The following is a 21,437-nucleotide window of genomic DNA, read 5'->3' as shown; positions in this document are numbered from 1 at the left end:
ACAACATGACAGCTTTTACAATAGGCTAAATTTCAGCTTGTAATGAAGTTTTTTATTCCGGTCTATTTCTAAAGCATTTCTAAGGATGATAAAAACATTAGACAAAGCGATGAGTATCATAAGGATTAATGTGAACTGACGTCCAAGCTTTAAAAAAATACCTAACATAAATACAATAGGGGCTAGTATGGTCCAAAGTATTTGAACGGAAATGAGTTGTTTAGTGAATGTGTTTTTTTGTTTCATTGTAATCATCAAAATAAGGGGAACGATGATATTAAATGGGGGAAGTATTATAAATGGAATGGAGGAAAGGTTGATTAATTTTAGGGTGGAATAATTAATCAAAATTGCTTCTTCTATTTTTTCTTTTTCTTCAATAACAGTAGTGTTTGCTGCTTCCATTTCTTGTGTTTGCAATTGGCTTTCTGCTACAGCTAATGCTTTTGCCAAAATTCGTAACGTATATCCTTTGGGCTCTTTTCCTGTTTCAATTCGCTGAATAGTTCTTACCGAAACCCCAGATTGTTTCGCTAATTCTTCCTGAGTTAGATTTTGTAATTCTCTTATGCTTTTTAGTTTTGACATACGTTTAATTAAAATTGCTGTAATTCAATCCATTTTGGGTTTTGACACAAAAGGGTTCTTCGCTTTTTTCAATTTTATAAAAATATAATTTATTTCTGAAAAAGGGTAAGAATACATTATTTTAAATCTTTTTTCAAAAACGACTTCTATTTAATATGGAGTTTTTGGATGTAGTTTGTCATGCTTACAGTCATTGCGAGGAACGACGCAATCACACTAAAACTCTTTTACAAACAAATTCTATATTCTTTTTCATTCCGACGAAGGAGATTCGAGCGTTAGCGAAAAGAGGAAGTAAATCACATCCAGAAACAATGTGTATTTATATGAAGTTTATCTTTTATTATGACGAGCCACAAGAAAGGATTCGTGCTGGAGCGGGGGAAACAAGATTTGCTAAATCAATCTTATTAGGGCTTTGACACGAAATTGTATTTAGCATCTTTCAATTCCAAAAATATAATTTATTTCTGAATAAGCCTTTTTATAGCTAAGCCTTTTTAAAAAAGAAGAAAAAAAATCCGCAACACTTCTGCCACGAATTTCTAAATTTAAAAAAAGTTCTCTTTTTACTCCACTTCAAAAAGCAATATCTGTGTTTTCTGTTTGTCAGAGAAATTATTATCGGATACAAAAAGTAAGGATTGCTTGCCATTGGCTAGTTTTGGTCCAAAGGTAATCCCTTCAATGTTATCTGTAAAAATCCCTAAATCGTCCATGTTCAAGATCAGTTTTTTGGAAGCCAGTTGAATGCCTTGATTTTGCAAGGAAGCGATATCTTTTACATTGGTCGCTTTGGTAAAATCACATAAATACACTTTTATCGTGCAGGCTTGTTTTCCAGTAGAGTAAGAGCGCTCCACAATCAAGAGTTGGTTTTTACCATAATATTGTATCGAGGAAATTCCGTTTACGGCAAAGCCAGTATGTGGGTTGGGTTCATGTGCAATTGGATCGAGAAGGTAACCGTATTGCGCCGTGTTTTTTCTCGATTTTGTATCAAATTCAAAGAGACGAATCATTCCGCCTTTAGTAGTTGTAGCTTCGGTGTCGTCTTCGTACAGCGGTTCTTCTACATTTGTGTACACTTTGCTGTAGTCTTTGTTGAAGGTTATGCCTTCGAGAACACCATTGCTACGAGGTCCTTTTTCCTTTTTTTGCATGTTGAGGTTGGTGGGCAAACTAAATTCGTTGACGAAATTTCCGTTTAAGTAGGCTGTTTGCAACGAAGGATTTTGCAAGACCACAAAATCTTTGGCAATCACTCGAACCCCTTCGCTACTCCAAACTACTGAATTCGTTTTGGGGTTGTAACGCATTTCTTCGGGATCGATAGATTGAGATGGTTTTGTCTCCCAATTACTGTATTTGGCGCCAGCTTTATTTTTTAAAGTAACCACATTCTCGAAAGCAATATTTTTGATGGTATCTGAATCCAAATGAATTTTGGCAGTATAAAAACGGGCATCATTATAAATGGATCTATCGTCAGAAATGAAATAATACAAATTATTTTTGGCATCATAATCAATACTGGATAAACCGCCTACAACTGTATTTTTAAATTCTAGATTGTAAGGTATTTCAATGGTGTTGATGAAGTGTAAGGTTGGGCTGGCGTGTGCTGTTTCTGTAGGTTTTACAATCGAACAGGATATAAAAGCAAGTTGTAAAAAAGCTAAAAATAATAATTTGCGCATGAAGTGTTATTTAGAATTTAAAAGATCTCCTTTTTGTCCAGCATCTCTAAAATAATTAATCTTATAATTGAACATCTCAGCCATGTTTTTGGCGCGTAGTTTAGCTTCCTCAGCAATAGTTCCTGTAAATAAGGAGTCTACTGTGGTAATGAAAATTTCCATCCAGCGGTCAAAATGGACTTTGTCTACTGGTAAATGTTTGTGCGGAGGAAAAGGACTTCCGGAATAGGTGTGTACTTCTAGTAAAATAGTTTGCCAAAAGCGGTACATTTTTTCCAAATGTTCAGGCCAGCGGTTGCCTATTTTTTGATTGAAAATGGGACCTATGAAATCGTCTTTTTGCACTTTAGCGTAAAAGGTATCTACCAGTAATTTAATATCGTCTAGGGTAGTTATGTCGGTTTGTATGGTCATAATTGGGTATAAAAAAAGCCTACACAAAGGTAGGCCATTTCTAGTATATACGGTTTAAGCTATTGTTATTTTGGTGGGAATTGTGCTAAAATTTTAGCAACAAACTCATTGATTTGACTTTCTTTTTTGTCTCTATTTTCAGTTAAATAACCCACGCCTTCACCTTCCCAAACCAATTCTTTTTTCTTGGCATCAATTAAGTCGATGTATAATGTTCCTTCAGTAGAAGAGGTAACATAGGTACGTCCTCCCCATAAGTAAGGATTCCAACCGTAACCCCAGCCATAACCCCAACCTGCATTGTACTGGTTAACGTCTAGTTTTTCTCTTTCCTTAGTCAGAATATTGATTAGCAAATCTGGATTTTCACTTTTAGTCATTCCTTTTTTGCTGAGTTCCGCATCAATGGCACGAAGTATTCTTTTTTTATCCAATTCAGAAACCTGTACTCTATCAATTCCGCTTTTTTGAAAAGCATAAGTTTTAAATTGACTAAAATCTACATTTTTATCATAATCAGAATTGACTCTGATAGAGCTACAAGCGCCCAAAACGAAAAGAAAAAGTACGGGAAGAAGTTTTATTGCTTTCATGGTATGATTATTTGATTAATATGGGTTTACTAAAGTTACGATCAAATTTTTAAAAATCCAATAAACTATCGTCAACTATATTAGGGATGGTCACTTTTAATAAAGGTTGCGTTTCCATAGCCCTTTTTATTGCAAAAATAGCCCCTTCATTACGCGCCCAACTTCTTCTTGATATTCCGTTATTGACATCCCAGAAAAGCATTGAGGCTAAGCGTCTTGAAGCTTCTTTAGAACCATCAAGAACCATACCAAAACCACCGTTAATTACCTCTCCCCAGCCTACGCCACCACCATTGTGAATAGATACCCAAGTAGCACCTCGAAAACTGTCTCCAATTACGTTTTGGATGGCCATATCAGCAGTAAAACGAGATCCGTCATAAATATTGGAGGTTTCTCTATACGGCGAATCCGTTCCCGAAACATCATGATGATCTCTTCCTAGTACTACAGTTCCAATTGAACCTTTGGCTATAGCCTGATTAAAAGCTTCGGCGATTTTTACACGACCTTCGGCATCGGCATAAAGAATTCTAGCTTGTGAACCCACCACGAGTTTATTGGCTTGAGCCCCTTTGATCCATTTGATATTATCCTGCATTTGTTGCTGAATTTCAATAGGTGCCGTTTTGGCCATTTCTTCCAGCACAGCGCAAGCAATATCATCTGTTTTTTGTAAATCTTCTGGTTTTCCTGAAGCACAAACCCAACGGAATGGACCAAAACCATAATCAAAACACATAGGCCCCATGATGTCTTGTACATAACTAGGATACCTAAAATCAATGTGATTCTCAGCCATAATATCCGCACCTGCGCGGGACGCTTCTAGTAAAAAAGCATTTCCATAATCAAAGAAATAAGTTCCTTTGGCGGTATGTTTATTAATAGCAGTCGTATGTCGACGTAACGTTTCTTGTACTTTTTCCTTGAATAAATCAGGATTATTAGCCATCATATCATTCGCTTCTTCAAACGTGATTCCAATAGGGTAGTAGCCACCAGCCCAAGGATTGTGTAATGATGTTTGATCACTTCCTAAATCAATATGGATGTTTTCTTGGTCAAATTTTTCCCATACATCCACCACATTTCCTAGGTAGGCAATAGAGACCACTTCTTTATTGGCTTTCGCCAAAGCGACCCTGCTTACCAATTCATCCAAATCTTCGATGACTTCGTTAATCCAACCTTGACTGTGACGGATGTGCGTGATTTTTGGGTTGACCTCGGCACATACGGTGATGCAACCTGCAATATTTCCTGCCTTGGGTTGAGCGCCACTCATTCCGCCTAATCCAGAGGTTACAAATAAGCCGCCTTCTGGCGTTTTTTTTATTTTTCTAAAACCATTCAAAACTGTAATTGTCGTTCCATGTACAATTCCTTGCGGACCAATGTACATATAACTTCCAGCGGTCATTTGGCCGTATTGCGATACACCTAAAGCATTCATCTTTTCCCAATCATCTGGTTGAGAATAATTAGGGATTACCATACCATTTGTCACCACCACTCTTGGAGCTGCTGCATGTGAAGGGAATAAACCCATAGGATGCCCAGAATACATGGTTAAAGTCTGGTTTTCTGTCATTTCCGACAGGTATTTCATGGTCAAAAGGTACTGTGCCCAGTTTTGAAAAACGGCTCCGTTACCACCATAAGTAATTAATTCATGGGGATGCTGCGCTACGGCATAATCCAGATTGTTCTGAATCATTAACATTATGGCTTTGGCTTGTTCGCATTTTCCAGGATATTCATTGATGGGACGCGCACGCATTTCATAATCAGGGCGCAAACGGTACATGTATATGCGTCCGTAGGTTTCTAATTCTGCTTTGAATTCAGTGATTAGTTCCGCATGATGTTTGGTATCAAAATAACGTAGGGCATTGCGAAGCGCTAATTTTTTTTCTTCTGCTGAAAGTATTTCTTTTCGCTTTGGAGCGTGATTTATATTTGCCTCATACGGTTTAGGTTGTGGTAATAGGGTAGGTATTCCTTGTTGGATTTGTTCTTGAAAAGTCATTTTTTTAATTTAAAGATTGAAAAATTTAAAGATTGAAAAAAGTGATAATTGATAAAATTAGATTACTATAATTTTAAATTAGCATATTTTCTTTTTAAAAAAAGTGACTATGGATAACGAATATCCGATCTGTGATAGGATTTGTAGATGGTAATCCTAAATTTTTGAGAGCAAATATCCATTTATTTTGTTGAGTTGAATTGGTGATTGAGCATTGAACACTGCTTACTTTTTAATAGTTCCCGTTTTTTTATCAAATCCGTAGGGACAATGACGACAACCACTTTTACAGCAGTAGCCTCTTTTTAAGTGGTGTTTTTCAGTGAAACATTTATAACCTTCGGGAGTATAATAAAAATCTTCCCCTTCAATTAATTCAGTATTCTTATTTGGGTTAATCATTTTAGTCGTATTCTGTTGAAATGTATTTTAAATCTCTAATTACATGGAGAACTCAAACGATTGAGTTTTTCTTTAAAAGAAACTATTTTAGTAATACAAATTTATACATTTTATAATGATTGTATTCTCTTAGTGCTAAATAATTAATAATGATGAACGCTCATTTTAGGTAGATTTTTGCTTTTTTATTTAACCACTACCGCTTTTTATATAAAGATTGTAGATTTTAGAGCTATAAAAAAAGCCACTTTAGAAGTGGCTTTTTAAAAATTAATAAATTATTTTCTTTGAAATGACTTCATCATTATCTAATGTTATCCTGAGTATCAAACCCGAATTTGTTTTGTTTAGGTGATTTAAGAGTTGAATTGCGGCATTCACTTTTTTGTAGCTATCAATTTTTCTTCCTAATAAGTCATATACCAAAATGGTTTTTATAAGTGCTGTGTCTGATTGTACAGTTACTCCATTATTGACGATTACTTTTATACCATTTTTTAAATTAAAGTCTGTAGTTCCTAATGTTTTGGATGTCATAGAACTAAAATGGAGAACAAAGCGGTCATTAAAGGTACCTTCGGGAAGTTCAACTTCATACATTGTATTCTTTATAGAATTGTAAGTATTCGTTTCCTTGTCAAAAATATATACATTTTGACTTTCGTCAAAATTTTCTAAAGAGTCTATATTAAAAGAAATTTTCCCGGCAACTTCGTTTCGTATACCAATTGGATATGATGCATTAGTATCAAAATAGCCTTCACCCTCAATTGCTAATTCATTTTCTTTATTTAATAGATACATATCACTAGGAGAGTCGTCAATGTTCAGAGCATCGTACCCATCGTTAATCTCACTATTTGCTTTTTCATCCATAAATGCTAACAATACTTGTCTATGGAAATTTTGGTTATAATAATTATACCCTAATCGTACTCTTTTGTAATTGTCTTTTTCAAGCGTAGCATTGCTGTTATCAGTCCAATGGGCTTCATATCCTTTTTGGTTTTCAGGAATTTTATAAGTGGTTTGTGAAACTCCTATTTCATCCTCTTTATGAAAATCTCTTTGGCTGTTCTTGTATATTACGTTACCACCAGACCCTATTTTACCATTAATAAAGAAAGCTTGGCCCACAGGGATAAATTGATTTGGAGCAGCTTTGCTTGTTGCTCCGGAACCACTAATAAAATTAACGCCTACTGAACTTGGTGCAACACCGCCCGATAAATTTCGGATTCCATAACCGCCTTGATAACTTCCTAAATTATGACTAACATTGGTTGCATAATGCTCCCAGAAATAGAGTGCACCATCAATAGCGGGATTGGATGTTGAGGTTTCAATAGATCCTATATTATCATTTATAAACTTATTTGCATCTAATGCCGATGGGTATGGATTACCGGTAAGTAATAATTGATCGGCTCCAACTGTATTTGTAATGGTTCCATTATTTGGTTTTCCCACGAAGGTCAGGTTTTGGGTAGCTGTTGCAGCTCCACTTCCTTTTAGCGTAAATCCTTTACCAGCTTGTAAAGTACCTGTTTCAAAAAGTTGATTCCAATTATAATAGTCATTGGCTAAGTTATCAAATTTGTAAATCCAATAACGCGCTAAACTAATTGGCGTTGTTGGAGCTCCATCATACCCTCCAACCCAATTGATAGCTGCGAGTGAAGCTGGATTAGTTCCATCCTTTAGTATTGTTCCTACAGTAAAAGGGGTATTATTAGCTGTATTGTTAATGGTTCCTACAGGGGAACTCCAATAATTATAATTGTATTTATTAGCCTGTCCTTGTTGGTCTCTTTCAATTGAACCAGAACTTGTAACATCTAAATCACTTCCTAATTTTTGTACGAGTTGTGAGCGTCCTACTAAATCAATTTTACCGTCTAATTTTAGATAATGGGAAACTTCTATTTTAGTTCCATCTGTTTGTAATCCACCAGTTGTTGTTGCAGTTAAAGTACTTCCTGTTCCTACACCTACATATAACCCTAATACAGTTTTGTTTCCTTGAGAAGTGATATTGTGAGTCATTTTTACAATATTCCAATTGATAGTTTCAGTGTCATCTACGATTGATAAACTATATGGAATGTCTTGGACTGAATTGTTTTTCCATGTCTCAGGAGTTTGCCATAAACCATTTGTTAATGATTCATAAGGTAAAGGTGCTGTTTGTAAATTTACTGTTGTTAAATTTCGTAAGGCAGCCGTATAATTGTTGTTTGAAATATCTTTAGCATTAGTAAATGTATAGGTAGACATAGGGTAATAAGCACTTAAATTTGACCATGGAATACTACTAATTTCATTTGATGAAATAGTATTGGGAATTATTTTACCATTAGTTGCTATTCCATTACTTAGTATTTCTTGATTCATTACGTAACGCAATTGATTTACGGTAAGAGGAACACTCCAAACGCGTACCTCATCAATTGTTCCGTTGAAGAATGAAGTTGGATTTGTTCCGTCTGCGGCAGCAATTAAAAATGATTGTGTTGGATTAGCTGGCACCTTACTTAATGTCTTGCTTGCATCTTCAAACCCATCTACGTATAATTTAGCTGTAGAGGTAGTATTATCATAAACTATACATATGTTATGCCATTTTTTTAAAGGCATAATTATCGAAGAAGTTATGGTTTGTTTAGTTCCATTAAACCAACTCATTTCAACTTTTCCCGCTACATTAATACTCAAATCATATCCTGCTGTATAGGGGCTGTTTCTTTTGGAAAGTATAGTTTGATTTGAGCCGTTGGTTTTCATCCATGCTGATACTGTAAAAGAAGAATTTAAGTCTAAAACTTTACCAGCATCTAAATAATCACTTACTCCATTAAAATCAATAGCCCTTTCGTAGGTGCGCTCTGGAGCATAACCAAAAGTGATATACTTAGTTCCATCAAAATCATAGTCAGTTTCTAGTTTTGATCCGTTGACGCGCATCACTCTATATTCTGATATTGCATTAAATTGAGGTGTAGTGGATATAAACATTAAGAAATCCCCCGGAGGAGTAATTGTCGAGGTAAGAAGAGTAGAAGGTATCGAAACCTTGCAAGAAGGAATGTTACCACCAGTTTCTTTTACTCTCCAAGTTCGCCCAATAGTGATATAATCAACATCAGTGGTAAGAGCTGGTGTTATTCCAGAACTTATGTTTACAACAACAGCTGGTTGAGCAAGTAGTGTTCCATTATCACTTCCCCAAACTAAAAACTCTTTATCATTGACAAAATTATTTGGATTATCTGTGTTTTTATCATAGATGCCTCCAAGTCCTATGGTAATATCATCAGAGGTGTTTTCAGTTTTGGATTGTCTTTGTTTTAATGCAGATTTATCATCACGGCCTATACCGGCAATATTGTAATTGAATCCTGCATTTTCGTCATAGATTGATGAAGCAGTATTTGTAGAGGCAGAGTTATAATAATTCAAACTGGTTCCATTATTCCCCAAAGTAATTCCATATTTTATTGCTAAATAGGTCTCTATTCTTCTTCTATCGGTTGCATTATTACTAGTATTGTAGTTGATGATTTCAAGGATATCTCCTTCATAACTAGGTCCAAAGGTTTCACTTGCTCCTAGCCAATATCTTGAGTTTACTATGTTTTTATAAGTACCTGTATTTGCTTCAGTTGTAGATAGTAAAGTACCATTGTTATAAATTCCCATACGAGTTCCATTGCCACTAGGATTGAAAATGTTTGCTCCCGTGTAAGATTTTGTAGTGCTAAGTTCACCTACTCCATAAGTAGAACTACTTGCTTGATTATATGCTAGAATTTCATTTAGAAATCTAGAGGAAGTGTTTCCCATTTCGAAACCAGTTACATCTTGGCTAGGCTTGTTGTTGATTACATCATCACCACAATAAATATCATTTGCATTTGATTGAGAATTTATTGTTGCATTTGGTTTAACCACTATGTACATATCAAGATTGTTGAAACCTTGACCCCCTGCCATCGAATTGGCACCATTAAAGTAAATTACAGGGTTGAAGTTAACATTTTTGTTTATACTATGGTTAAATTTAGGCTCTGTCCCAAGTTTTGCTATTGCATTTTTTGTACTTGATGAAGTTTCCTCAATCCAATTAGATAATGGAGCTCCGTCTATAATTTTTCCAATGTTACTGTCTGCCTTTAACCAAAATTTTAAATTTGAAGTTATACCTCCTGGTGCTATTGTAATAGTATTTATTGCTTTGGATTCAGCTTGTATTGCAAAACTATACGATGTTTCGCTAGGGGTACCAACATTATCGTTATTTGTAACTGTGATAGTAGCATTTCTTATTCCAATTCCTTGCACTGCAGGGTTGTAAGTGACTACAAAACTTGTTGTATTTGTGGATGGAGGAGCTGATAATGAATTGGGTAAATTTGTTGCTGTAAATGAAGAAGCTCCAGTGCCACTTATTGATACTGTGCTAGTTAAAGTTAAGGTTGAGTTTCCGTAATTATAAACTTGAAAAGGAATTGAAATTTTTGTTGTTAAATCTGTAATACCAAAATCAGTTTGATCTAATGGGCTAGGAGTAGTGTCCCCAGATACAATTGAAACATCATTACCTTGAATGTCAATTTCTCTACCCACAACCGTAGCACCTGCTGTAATCACAAAGTCATAGTTGCTTTCGTCATTATCATTATTGTTTATAGTAATAATTGCTAAGAAGTTTCCAGTTATTGCCGAATTAAAAGTAACTTGAAAAGTTAAACTAGCACCAGGTGCTATAGAATTGCTAGTCGGTTGACTTGTAACCGAAAATGCATTATCTCCTGTTAAAGATATTGTTGGACTTCCCGTGAGGAGTAAAGGACCTGTTCCAGTATTTTGAATAGTGAAAGTTTTTACAATTGGTGTTCCTATCAGTCCACCTCCAAAATCAGTATTATTATTTGTAGTTGAAGAAGAAGCTCCATCACTTATATTATTACCATTTCCTTGAAGGTTGATTTCGGGGGTAACTCCATTATCTCCAGTACCAGAGATATTAAAGTTAAAAGGATTCTCATCAGAATCATTGTTTGTAAATGATAGAGTAGCATTACGAAATCCTATAGCCGTAGGTGTAAAAGTTATACTGAATGTAGCACTTGATTGAGGAGCTATTGTTGTAGGAGGGTTTGTCGCTACAAATTCGGATGCATTGGCTCCACTTATTGTAATGCTACCTAAATTTAAGGTGGCAGCTCCTAGGTTGTTTATAGTGTACGTACGAGTTAACCCAATAAGAACGTTAGAACTACCAAGGTTTGTGAAATTAGTAGTACTTGGTGTAGTACTATCGTCTGCAATATTGATACCATTTCCTGAAACTGCAATTTCTGGATTGTTTATAGTAGCCGTAATTGCTACTCTAGGACTCGAAGTACAAGATCCATTTGTGGACTGTATGTAATAAGTTGTCGTTGTGCTAATAGATGGAGTAGTATAACTATTTCCAGTGGCTAAAGCTGTCCCTCCAATTGATCCAGAAAACCAAGAAATGGTTCCTGCAGATGCAGTTGCACTTAACGGAACTGTACCTGTACCTGTTCTTGAGTTAGGTGTTGTAGAAGTTATAGTAGGTGTAGCTGCAACTGTTACTGTAGCAGTGTTAGAGGCAGAAATAGTATTATTACAGGTTCCTGTTGCTAATCGTATTATAGTTATAGTTGTAGAGCCTGAGTTTGCTAGGGTGCTGCTTGTAAAAGTCCCAGTACCAGCAGTGGTTACGTTCATAGTTGCTGTATTTCCAGAAGCGGTATTTGCCCCAGAAAAATTGTAAGTTACTGTATAAGTACCTATTGGTAGTCCAGCTGCTGTAGACGTCACGTTTATATTTGCTACATAGTTAGAACATGAAGGAGTAGCGATATTAGTACCAGTCAAAGTAAAAATAGGGCATGTCCAAGAAATAATGACTTGGCCGCTACCACCACCACCACCAGAGCGATCTGTATTTGTTAATGCAACTGCTCCTGCACCACCACCACCAGGAGAAAAACCAAAAGCACCGTCTCCACTATCTATAGATCCATCGGCTCCTTTAGCTCCAGCAGTTACTGCAGCTCCACCAGTTTGATTGACTCCTGCGTTTCCATTAGAACCGCTACCTGCACTTGATCCACCACCACCACCACCAGCATAACCATTTGTGGTAATTCCGTCTCCACCTTTTCCTCCATAATAATTAAGGGTTCCTGTAAAACCACTGTTGCCTGTGTTGACAGCAGTTGCACCTATAGTGTATGAGTTATTCATGCCTATTGCATTTGCACCATTTCCTCCTACTGCTAATAATATAGTTGCTCCTCCAGTACTTAGCGAGGATGATCCGCCGGATGTTCCGTTGTTCCTACTGCCAATACCACCACTACCCACAATTACAGTATAGTTTGAACCAGGTGTTACTGTATAGGTATTTCTTCTGGCATAAGCACCACCAGAGCCACCACCAGCTGAACAATTGTTGCCAGTTGCTCCACCTCCAGCTCCACCAGCTCCCCATGCTTCAATATTGATACTAGTAACTCCAGCAGGGACAGTAAACGTGTAGGTTCCTGCTGTATTGTAAGTCTGGGTTGCTTGAGAAAATCCAGATAGACTAAGCAGTATAATAAATAATGTAAAAAATATATTATTTGACAAAAGTAATTTTCTATTCATGTAACAAAAGTGGATTAAAGTAGTGTGGTATTTATTTAAAATATAAAGCCTTTGTTATTTTATATCATTCTGTCAATTAATTTGTTATATTAATATCTGGATAAAAAAATAATTTGCAAATGTAAAATATTTTTTTATTTGTTTATTGATTTATTTTATAACATGGTTTGTTTTTTTTAAAATTGATAATTTGTAATTGAATTCTAATTTCATTTACGTTTTTTTTAAAGTTTAGTTTTATAAAATTTTGATTATTTTGCAATCTGTATAACTCTTATTTTTTAATTGAAAGCGAATGTATCTAGTAGTTACAAAATATTTAATACCCAAAGGATTTTCCGGATTAACCGCATTTCCTTTTATTTTTATAAAATACCATGTTGATAAAGAAAATCTTGTTTTTATCAATCACGAAAAAATACATTTGAGACAACAAAAAGAATTATTAATACTTCCTTTTTTTATATGTTATTTTTTGGAATATTTGGTTCGTTTGATTCAATTTAAGAATCGAAATTTGGCCTATAGGAATATTAGTTTTGAAAGAGAAGCTTATGCTAATGAATCGGATTTGAATTATTTAAAAAACAGATCCTTTTTTGAATTCACAAAATATTTATTCATCAACTGAGTTTGATACTTCTATTTTAAAGATATAACTAAACATCTTTTTTGTTTTGTTTTTACATTTTACAAATGTAAGATAAAACTTCTTTTTATATTAAAAAGATGTATTTAAACGATGTATTTTACTTATTATCGTCATTTTATCTTAATTCACAATTATTTTTCAGTAACTTTAATAAAGTCTTCTAAAGTTAATCAGTTTGTAGAGAAATCTTTTGATTTTATTTTTACATTTTCAATAATTAGAATTCTTTTTTAACAAGAAATTAGTGTAATATATTAAAATACAATTATTTATGAGCTCAAAAATACTTAGGAATACAACAGTGATTATTATTGGGTTTTTATTTTTGCATGATTCTAATGCCCAAATGTTTGTTAGCCCAAATAGTTCTGTTTTTGTAAATAACGAAGTTGTTTTTATAAAAAATGAATTGGAATTAAAAGGGGCTACTAGTAATTTTTATTTAAGGAAAGATGCTCAATTGCTACAAGGGACTACAACAGCAAGTGCTAATAAAGGATTAGGAACTTTATCTGTTTTTCAAGAAGGAACAACTAATAATTTTCAATATAATTACTGGTGTTCACCAGTAGGAGGAAGTAGTGCAACAGTTGGAAATACAGCTTTTGGAATTACACAACTAATGGATGTAGTAGATTTGACAAATAGTAATTCATCGACTATATTACCATCAAATAATTATAATGGTGCCTCTTCCCCTTTAGCAATTGCTCCATATTGGATATGGAAACTGCCTGCCAATTCCACTTCAAACTGGGTTTATGTAGGTTCAGGTTCCACTTTAAATACGGGTGAAGGTTTTACAATGAAGGGAACATCAGGGATTAATTCCATTACTGTAAATGGTGTGCAAAATAATTCAGGTAGTAAACAACGTTATGATTTTAGGGGTAAACCTAATGATGGTACTATCTCTATACCTGTTGTTCATGAAGAATTAACATTAACAGGTAATCCATATCCATCTGCAATAGATTTAGCTGCTTTTTTAACTAATGCAACAAATTCTACTGGTATTGCTTATTTTTGGGAACAAGATAAAACAGTAAATTCTCATTATATAGCTGATTATAAGGGGGGATACGGTGCTTATTCTCCGCTAGGTGGATCTGGAAATGGAGTGTATACTCCAGCTACTTTTTATTCGTATGATGGTTCTGGAAATGAAGTAATATCAACTGGTTCTGGAGTAGTTTATGGGAGACGTTTCTCACCAGTAGGGCAGGGTTTTATGATTGAAGGTAAGGTTAATGGAATTGTCGAAATGAAAAATAGTTACAGGGTTTATGTAAAAGAAGGTGCTTCAAATTCATCTGAGTTCGAAAAGAATGCCAATATCCCTAAAACAGTAAAAAGCAATTCGTTTTTATCTACCATACAATCAGTTTCAGGATTTGATTATACGACAATTAATACAACTCCTCCGTCACAAATTAGATTAAATACATTGTTGAATGGACAGGGTGTTCGTCAATTGGTTCTTGCATTTGTCCCTGAAGCTACTGATGGTGTAGATCATGCCATGGATGCTTTATCAACGAGTGATAATGATCAAGCAGATATTTATTTTGTATTAAATGAGAATGAATATATTATAGATGCGGTACAATTTGGTATAGATAAAAAAATCCCTTTAGGATTTAAAAATCAAGCACAAGCCAATTATAAAATTTCAGTCAAAGAAATTATAAACTTCACAGAAACTGAAAATGTTTATTTGCATGATAAAACTTCCGATGCTTATTTTGATATCAAAAATAGTTTTTATGAGGTAGACTTGCCTGCGGGTGTTAATAATACCCAATTTGAAATCACCTTCAAAAATGGATCAACTTTAGGGGTAGAGGATGTAAACAAAGAAAAATTTTTGATGTATCAAAATAATAAAACTAAAAGCTTAACACTTAGTAACCCTTTGCAAAAGGAATTAGTGTCTTGTAGTTTATATGATGTTTTAGGAAAACTTATTTTTAATAAAAAAGACCTAGGTACAAATGCGACTTACAGTTTTACAACTGCAAACCTAAGTGATGGAATTTATTTTGCGAAGTTAGCTACAAATGAAAACGCGATTTTCAATCAGAAAATTATAATTAAAAATTAGTTTGTTTTTTATGATTCTAAAAAATGCAATCAGTAACTGATTGCATTTTTTTGTTGTATATAAATTTTACCTTTGTAAAAAAAAAGATTGAATCAACACCTGACCATATCGTTTCCAAATTCGATTACCGTTTCTATAAAACGGGAAGATCTTATTCATCCTTTTGTATCAGGAAATAAATTCAGGAAGTTAAAATACAATTTGCTTCAAGCAAAAAAAGAGCATAAAGATACATTGCTCACGTTTGGAGGAGCTTATTCGAATCATATTGCTGCAGTTGCTTATGCAGGTCAAGAAAATGGATTTCGGACAATAGGAATTATTCGTGGCGATGAATTAGAAAGTAAAATTGCAGAAAATCCAACATTGCAATTTGCTAAAAACTGCGGTATGGAATTTAAATTTGTTTCTAGAGAAGAATACCGAAACAAGCAAGAAACATTGTTTTTAGAAAATTTAAAAAGTATTTACGGAAACTTTTTCCTTATTCCTGAAGGAGGTACTAATGAATTGGCAATAAAAGGATGTCAGGAAATTTTAACTCCTGTGGATAGTCAATTTGATTACATTTGTTGTTCAGTGGGAACTGGTGGTACTATTTCAGGTATTATAAATAGCGCACTTCCTCATCAAAAAGTTTTAGGATTTCCCGCTTTAAAAGGAGACTTTTTAAAAGATGAAATTCGTATTTTTGCGCAGAATAAAAATTGGGAACTAATTACGGACTATCATTTTGGTGGTTACGGTAAAATTAATGAAGAACTGATTGCTTTTATAAACCAGTTTTATCAAGAAAATAAAATTCCATTAGATCCTATTTATACTGGAAAGATGGTTTTTGGCGTTATGGATAGGATTGCTACAAATCATTTTCCTTCGCACTCCAAAATTTTATTGATTCACACTGGTGGAATTCAAGGAATACAGGGAATGAATTTGAAATTAAAAAAGAAAAAATTACCAACACTAGATATCCATGTTTAAAAAAATCGTACTCCTTTTTATAATTATAACGTTAATAAGTTGTAACGCTACAAAATCTCCAATTGTAACCACCAAAGCAGTTTCTCAAAGTAATAAAAAGCCAGTTATTCGTACTTCTAAAAAGAAAATTATTGCAAAACCCATAGCTGAAAAGAAAGTACTTCAAGAAAAGAGAGAAAACGAAAAGAGAGAACAAGAAGATGAAATAATCGAATCCACTTCAAGAACGGTTGTTTCTAATGATGTTATAGGAAATTATATCTCTCAATATAAAGATATTGCCATGAATAATATGAAAGTTTATGGAATTCCAGCGAGTATTATTCTGGCTCAGGGAATTTTGGAATCTGGTGCAGGAAGAGGAGATTTAGCAGTAACAGCAAATAATCATTTTGGAATTAAATGCCATGTAGATTGGACGGGAGAAAGTGTTAGGCATGATGATGATTCCAGTCAAGAATGTTTTAGAAAATACAAAGAACCAGCTGAATCATTTAAAGATCACGCCTTGTTTTTGACAGGGAGAAGTAGGTATTCCAGTTTGTTTGCCTTGTCAAAATCAGATTATCAAGCTTGGGCGAAAGGACTTAGAAGAGCTGGTTATGCTACAGATCCTAGATACCCTGAAAAGCTAATATCTTATATTGAACGCTATAATTTAGGGCAATATGATTCACAAGTTTTAGGAATCAACTATACACGAACAGAAAATCAACCTGTAAAAATAGCTAGTGTAAATACACAGTCTGGTGATTATTATGAAGTGCAAAAAGGAGACACTTTGTACTCCATTTCCAAAAAATACAACCTATTGGTTACCGACTTAAAACTAAAAAATCATCTGTCAGAAAATACAATCTCCATTGGACAAAAACTGAGAGTAAATTAAATTATCATAATTTCACATTTAGAATTTATACAAAAAAATGATATATAAAAGAAGTAGTCAGCTTTTTGCTGAAGCAGAAAAAGTAATACCTGGTGGCGTAAACTCACCAGTAAGAGCATTTAAAGCTGTAGGAGGAACTCCAATTTTTGTAAAAAGTGCCAAAGGAGCCTATTTATACGATGAAGACGGAAATCGTTTAATTGATTACATTAATTCATGGGGACCAATGATTTTGGGACATGCTTTTGAACCAGTTGTACAAGCAGTAATTGAGAAAGCTAAACTAGGAACCTCTTTTGGAATGCCTACCGAATTAGAAACTCAAATTGCAGCCTTAGCTGTTGCAATGGTGCCCAATATTGATAAAATACGTTTTGTAAATTCAGGTACCGAAGCTTGTATGAGCGCCGTAAGATTGGCTCGTGGATTTACAAAAAGAGATAAAATAATAAAATTTGCTGGTTGTTATCACGGCCATTCTGATTCATTTTTGATTCAGGCAGGAAGTGGTGCAATTACTTTCGGTAGTCCTAATAGTCCCGGAGTTACGGAAGGAACTGCCAAGGATACTTTATTGGCTAATTACAATGATTTAGAAAATGTAAAGACTTTAATTGAAGCTAATGAAAATGAAATTGCAGCAATTATTGTAGAACCTGTTGCAGGAAACATGGGTTGTATTCCTCCAAATAAAGGTTTTCTAGAAGGGTTAAGAACGTTTTGTACGGAGAATGGGATACTACTTATTTTTGATGAGGTAATGACAGGGTTCCGATTAGCAAGAGGTGGAGTTCAAGAACTTTTTAATGTGGATGCTGATATTGTTTGTTTCGGAAAAGTAATTGGTGGAGGTTTACCAGTGGGTGCTTTTGCTGCACGCGAAGAAATAATGAATTACTTAGCACCTCTAGGCCCTGTTTATCAAGCAGGAACGCTATCAGGAAATCCGCTAGCTATGGCAGCTGGATTAGCCATGTTGCAAACATTAGATGATGATCGTGCTATTTTTCAAAGATTAGCTGATAAAACAGCCTACTTACATGAAGGTATTGATAAAGTTTTGAAAGCTAATAATGTTGTTTTTACAATCAATAGAATCGGTTCCATGATTTCAGTACATTTTGATGCGAGACCAGTTGTTGATCTTAAAACGGCAGGGAACGGTGACAATGAAACTTTTAAGAAATTCTTCCACGGATTATTAAACGAAGGGGTTTATATTGCTCCTTCAGCGTATGAAACTTGGTTTATTACGGATGCACTTTCATATGAAGATTTGGATTTTACGATTCAAGCCATTGACAAAGTTGCTAAAACTTTTTAATACAAAAAAAAACTCTCGGCATTAACCGAGAGTTTTTTTTAAAATTATTTTTTCATTTCTTCTTTTGTGTTTCTTTCATGCATCCCTCTTTTTTGATGCATTCCTTTTCTATGATGATGGTTCTTTTTCATAGCATCCCATTTTTCAAATTGCTCCGGAGATAATATGTTTTTCATTTTTGCTTTCATAGCAATTTGTTCATCTAACATTTTGTTTTTCATGGCAAAACGTTCGTCACTAGTCATCTCTTTCTTATCTGCCTTATGAGCTTCTCTCATAGCTTCTCTTTTTTTGTTGTGTTCCATAATGACTTGTTTCATTTGATCTTGCTGTTTTGCATTTAAATCCAGTTCTAATGTCATTTTTTTCAACATTAGCTGATTTCGTTGTTCAGGAGTGAATTTTTCCATCTCAGCTCTATGTTGTTTTTTTTCCATTCCTTTAGAGTCTTGTGCAAAGCTTGTCATACTAACAACCAATAATGCAGCAATAAGTAATTTTTTCATTTTTATTGTTTTTAAGTTATAGTAATAAGACAGGGATACGTTTCAAAGGTTTAATCCTTAACAAAAGTTTAATAAAAGCTAAAATTTATTTGATATTTTTAAAAATGGTAAGCTATCTTTGCACAGTGAAAAAAATCGCACTCATAATCATTATAGTTCTTTTTCTAAAACCAGTGTTTCCGGTTATAGACTATATTGTTAATTATGATTATATCTCTACAGTACTTTGTGTAAATAAAGACAAACCGGAGTTGCATTGTAATGGAAAATGTCAGTTGATGAAAGAACTGGCAAATGCAGCTGATGATGAAAAACCCATTTCTACCAATAAAAAAACAAATACCAATACGTTAAACGACCTTTTTGTTCAGGAAGTAAGTGAGTATGTATTTATGATTGGTAATAAACCAGTTCAATATATTTTAAATTCTAAATACACTAATTTATATTCCCATTTAGAAGTATACTCTATTTTTCATCCCCCCATTTTTATTTCTTAAATTTTAGTAAAAGCAGTGCCAGCTGTACTTTTCATTTGAACATCTTCATTTGAAAGAGACTTGTGCGCAAAATTATTTTAAATAAAGAAAAAAAATTATAAAATAGAATGAAAAATGTATTGAATAAAGCAATTTTAATTATTGCTATTAGTGTAGCATTTGCTTCATGCTCAAGTGATGAACTCGCAATTACAGGAACAGGAAATCTAGGAGTTGAATTTGATAATGCTTTTGGAGCCAATGATTTAATATTAGGAACTCAAGCAAATACTACTTCGAATAGTGAAATGCTTAAAATTAGTACCGTAAAATATATCATTAGTAATATCGTCTTGACAAAGGAAGATGGAACTACTTTTACCTATCCTAAAAGTCAAAGTTATTTTATTATTGATGAATCAGATTCTAATAAAAGAGTAGCGGAACTGGAAGGAATTCCTGCTGGAAATTACACCAAAATAAAATTCGGAATCGGAGTAGATAAAGCACAATGGGAACTTGGAGCAACAGGGCAAGGCGATTTTTTAGCTCAAGCTCAAGCAGCAGGAATGATGTGGAGTTGGTCAGCAGGTTATAAATTTGTGGCTTTCGAAGGAACATTTACCTCACCAACAGTAACAACTGCAAAAGATTTTAAAGTACACACAGGACAAACGGGAACCGATTATAATTATACCGAAGTAACACTTGATTTACCAACAAATGCGATGGTGAGAACAACAATTACTCCTGAAATCCACGTTGTTTCTGATGTATCTAAAATCATCGACGGAACAAATAAATTCAAATTATCTGACAATGCAACTATTATGGGAGGTTCCAGCTTAGCACTTATCACGGCTAACCTATCTAATATGTTTACCGTTGCTCATGTTCATAATGATTAAATAATTAAGGAGGAGCACAACTATTCTTTTTCATAAGGAATAGTTGTCCCGCCTTACCCTTTATCCACGCCAAAAAAGGCGCGGGATATCGGTTCAGTCGGGGCTATTTAGTACTTCTTCGTTTCTAAAACATTTGAAATGAGAAAAATATATTTTTGTTTCCTGCTATTTCCATTTTTATTCAGCTGCACGGATAATGACGATGCTTATATCAATAAACCATTGGATGTTTTAGTTCCGTCCAATTTTCCAGAATTAGCCTATAACATTGCTCTTAATCCACCAACGGAAAAAGGATTTGAGCTAGGCAAAAAGTTGTTCTATGACGGCCGTTTGGCTTCTGATGGAATTGTGTCTTGTGGGTTTTGCCACATTCAGGAAAATGCATTTACACACCACGGGCACACCTTCAGTCATGGAGTAGGAGAAGGAATTGGTACTAGGAACACACCGGCTATCCAAAACATGGCCTACCAAACTACATTTATGTATGATGGAGCAGCGAATCATCTCGATTTACAACCCATAATACCGTTAACGAGTACTGTGGAAATGAATGGAGATTTAAATGCTATTCTAGTAATGATGAAAGCCGATCCAGTCTATAAAACTTTGTTTAAACAGGCTTTTACAAATGGAGACATTACAATTGAGAACATGCTGAAAGCACTTTCCCAGTTTATGGTTATGCTCACTTCATCTGACTCTAAGTTTGATAAGTACAGAAGGGTTGAAACTGGAGGAAGCTTGACCACTGAGGAACTAGCGGGATATGCATTATTTAATACAAAATGTGCTTCGTGCCACGCCACTGATTTGATGACTGATAACTCGTTCCGTAATAATGGATTGGTAATAAACCCTGCAATAAATGATGTAGGAAGGTATCGTGTTACGGAACTCGCCACCGATTATTATAAGTTTAAAGTGCCTAGTTTACGCAACGTAGCTATGACTGCTCCTTACATGCATGATGGTCGCTTTGGAACTTTAGAATCAGTATTGGATTATTACAGTTCAGGAGTTACTGATTCGCCAACATTGGATCCTATTTTAAAACAAAATGGTATTGTAGGGATTCCTCTTACTGCCACACAGAAAGTACAATTAATTGCATTCTTAAATACATTAACCGACAATCAATATCTTACAGATAAACGATTTTCAGAATATTAATT

The 21,437-nt window shown here is 34.4% G+C and carries 16 protein-coding genes; 8 read left to right on the top strand and 8 right to left on the bottom strand.

Going from position 1 to position 21,437, the window contains the following annotated elements:
- Positions 1–15 precede the first annotated feature (15 nt).
- The 7 genes from AB3G36_RS00460 to AB3G36_RS00430 form a co-directional block, all read right to left on the bottom strand.
- A complete protein-coding gene (locus AB3G36_RS00460; RefSeq protein ID WP_367754928.1) occupies positions 16–588 on the bottom strand; it encodes a helix-turn-helix domain-containing protein in 573 nt (190 codons plus the stop codon).
- 569 nt (positions 589–1,157) lie between these two features.
- Complete coding sequence (locus AB3G36_RS00455; RefSeq protein WP_367754927.1) at positions 1,158–2,288, bottom strand: esterase-like activity of phytase family protein; 1,131 nt, start codon at positions 2,286–2,288, stop codon at positions 1,158–1,160.
- A gap of 6 nt (positions 2,289–2,294) precedes the next feature.
- On the bottom strand, positions 2,295–2,702 hold the full coding sequence (locus tag AB3G36_RS00450; RefSeq protein WP_367754926.1) for a group III truncated hemoglobin: 408 nt from the start codon (positions 2,700–2,702) through the stop codon (positions 2,295–2,297).
- 65 nt (positions 2,703–2,767) lie between these two features.
- The gene (locus AB3G36_RS00445; protein WP_367754925.1) at positions 2,768–3,295 is read right to left on the bottom strand and encodes a DUF4136 domain-containing protein; all 528 of its coding nucleotides are present in this window, start codon (positions 3,293–3,295) and stop codon (positions 2,768–2,770) included.
- Positions 3,296–3,344: 49 nt separating this feature from the next.
- Entirely contained in the window at positions 3,345–5,327 is a 1,983-nt protein-coding gene (locus tag AB3G36_RS00440; RefSeq protein ID WP_367754923.1) for a urocanate hydratase, read from the bottom strand.
- 225 nt (positions 5,328–5,552) lie between these two features.
- A complete protein-coding gene (locus AB3G36_RS00435; protein ID WP_367754921.1) occupies positions 5,553–5,729 on the bottom strand; it encodes a DUF5522 domain-containing protein in 177 nt (58 codons plus the stop codon).
- Between the two features lie 270 nt (positions 5,730–5,999).
- Positions 6,000–12,413, bottom strand: a complete 6,414-nt coding sequence (locus tag AB3G36_RS00430) for a choice-of-anchor D domain-containing protein (RefSeq protein WP_367754919.1) — start codon at positions 12,411–12,413, stop codon at positions 6,000–6,002.
- Positions 12,414–12,708: 295 nt separating this feature from the next.
- On the opposite strand from AB3G36_RS00430, the gene AB3G36_RS00425 reads away from it, so the two are divergent.
- From AB3G36_RS00425 to hemL, 5 genes are all read left to right on the top strand, one after another.
- Complete coding sequence (locus tag AB3G36_RS00425) at positions 12,709–13,044, top strand: hypothetical protein (RefSeq protein WP_367754917.1); 336 nt, start codon at positions 12,709–12,711, stop codon at positions 13,042–13,044.
- Positions 13,045–13,336: 292 nt separating this feature from the next.
- The gene (locus tag AB3G36_RS00420; RefSeq protein ID WP_367754915.1) at positions 13,337–15,169 is read left to right on the top strand and encodes a T9SS type A sorting domain-containing protein; all 1,833 of its coding nucleotides are present in this window, start codon (positions 13,337–13,339) and stop codon (positions 15,167–15,169) included.
- An 87-nt stretch (positions 15,170–15,256) separates the two neighbouring features.
- Positions 15,257–16,153 (top strand): 1-aminocyclopropane-1-carboxylate deaminase/D-cysteine desulfhydrase, encoded by an 897-nt coding sequence (locus tag AB3G36_RS00415; protein WP_367754913.1) that lies wholly within the window; start codon positions 15,257–15,259, stop codon positions 16,151–16,153.
- Positions 16,146–17,042 (top strand): glucosaminidase domain-containing protein, encoded by an 897-nt coding sequence (locus AB3G36_RS00410; protein ID WP_367754911.1) that lies wholly within the window; start codon positions 16,146–16,148, stop codon positions 17,040–17,042. The genes AB3G36_RS00415 and AB3G36_RS00410 overlap by 8 nt, the downstream gene beginning before the upstream one ends.
- 37 nt (positions 17,043–17,079) lie before the next feature.
- On the top strand, positions 17,080–18,366 hold the full coding sequence (hemL, locus tag AB3G36_RS00405) for a glutamate-1-semialdehyde 2,1-aminomutase (protein WP_367754909.1): 1,287 nt from the start codon (positions 17,080–17,082) through the stop codon (positions 18,364–18,366).
- Positions 18,367–18,410: 44 nt separating this feature from the next.
- Here hemL and AB3G36_RS00400 read toward each other — a convergent pair whose 3' ends face one another.
- Positions 18,411–18,872, bottom strand: coding sequence for a hypothetical protein (locus AB3G36_RS00400; RefSeq protein ID WP_367754907.1), 462 nt, complete (start codon positions 18,870–18,872; stop codon positions 18,411–18,413).
- A gap of 104 nt (positions 18,873–18,976) precedes the next feature.
- Here AB3G36_RS00400 and AB3G36_RS00395 point away from each other — a divergent pair, with 104 nt between their 5' ends.
- From AB3G36_RS00395 to AB3G36_RS00385, 3 genes are all read left to right on the top strand, one after another.
- The gene (locus tag AB3G36_RS00395; protein WP_367754905.1) at positions 18,977–19,372 is read left to right on the top strand and encodes a hypothetical protein; all 396 of its coding nucleotides are present in this window, start codon (positions 18,977–18,979) and stop codon (positions 19,370–19,372) included.
- Between the two features lie 107 nt (positions 19,373–19,479).
- Positions 19,480–20,259: an MbnP family protein gene (locus tag AB3G36_RS00390; protein ID WP_367754903.1), complete on the top strand. Its 780-nt coding sequence runs from the start codon at positions 19,480–19,482 to the stop codon at positions 20,257–20,259.
- 138 nt (positions 20,260–20,397) lie between these two features.
- Complete coding sequence (locus AB3G36_RS00385) at positions 20,398–21,435, top strand: cytochrome-c peroxidase (protein ID WP_367754901.1); 1,038 nt, start codon at positions 20,398–20,400, stop codon at positions 21,433–21,435.
- Positions 21,436–21,437 lie beyond the last annotated feature (2 nt).

It is taken from the genome of Flavobacterium sp. WC2430 (genome assembly GCF_040822075.1).
Taxonomy (GTDB): domain Bacteria; phylum Bacteroidota; class Bacteroidia; order Flavobacteriales; family Flavobacteriaceae; genus Flavobacterium.
Note: the sequence above shows the minus strand (reverse complement) of the source record. Positions and strands in the feature narration are given on the sequence as shown.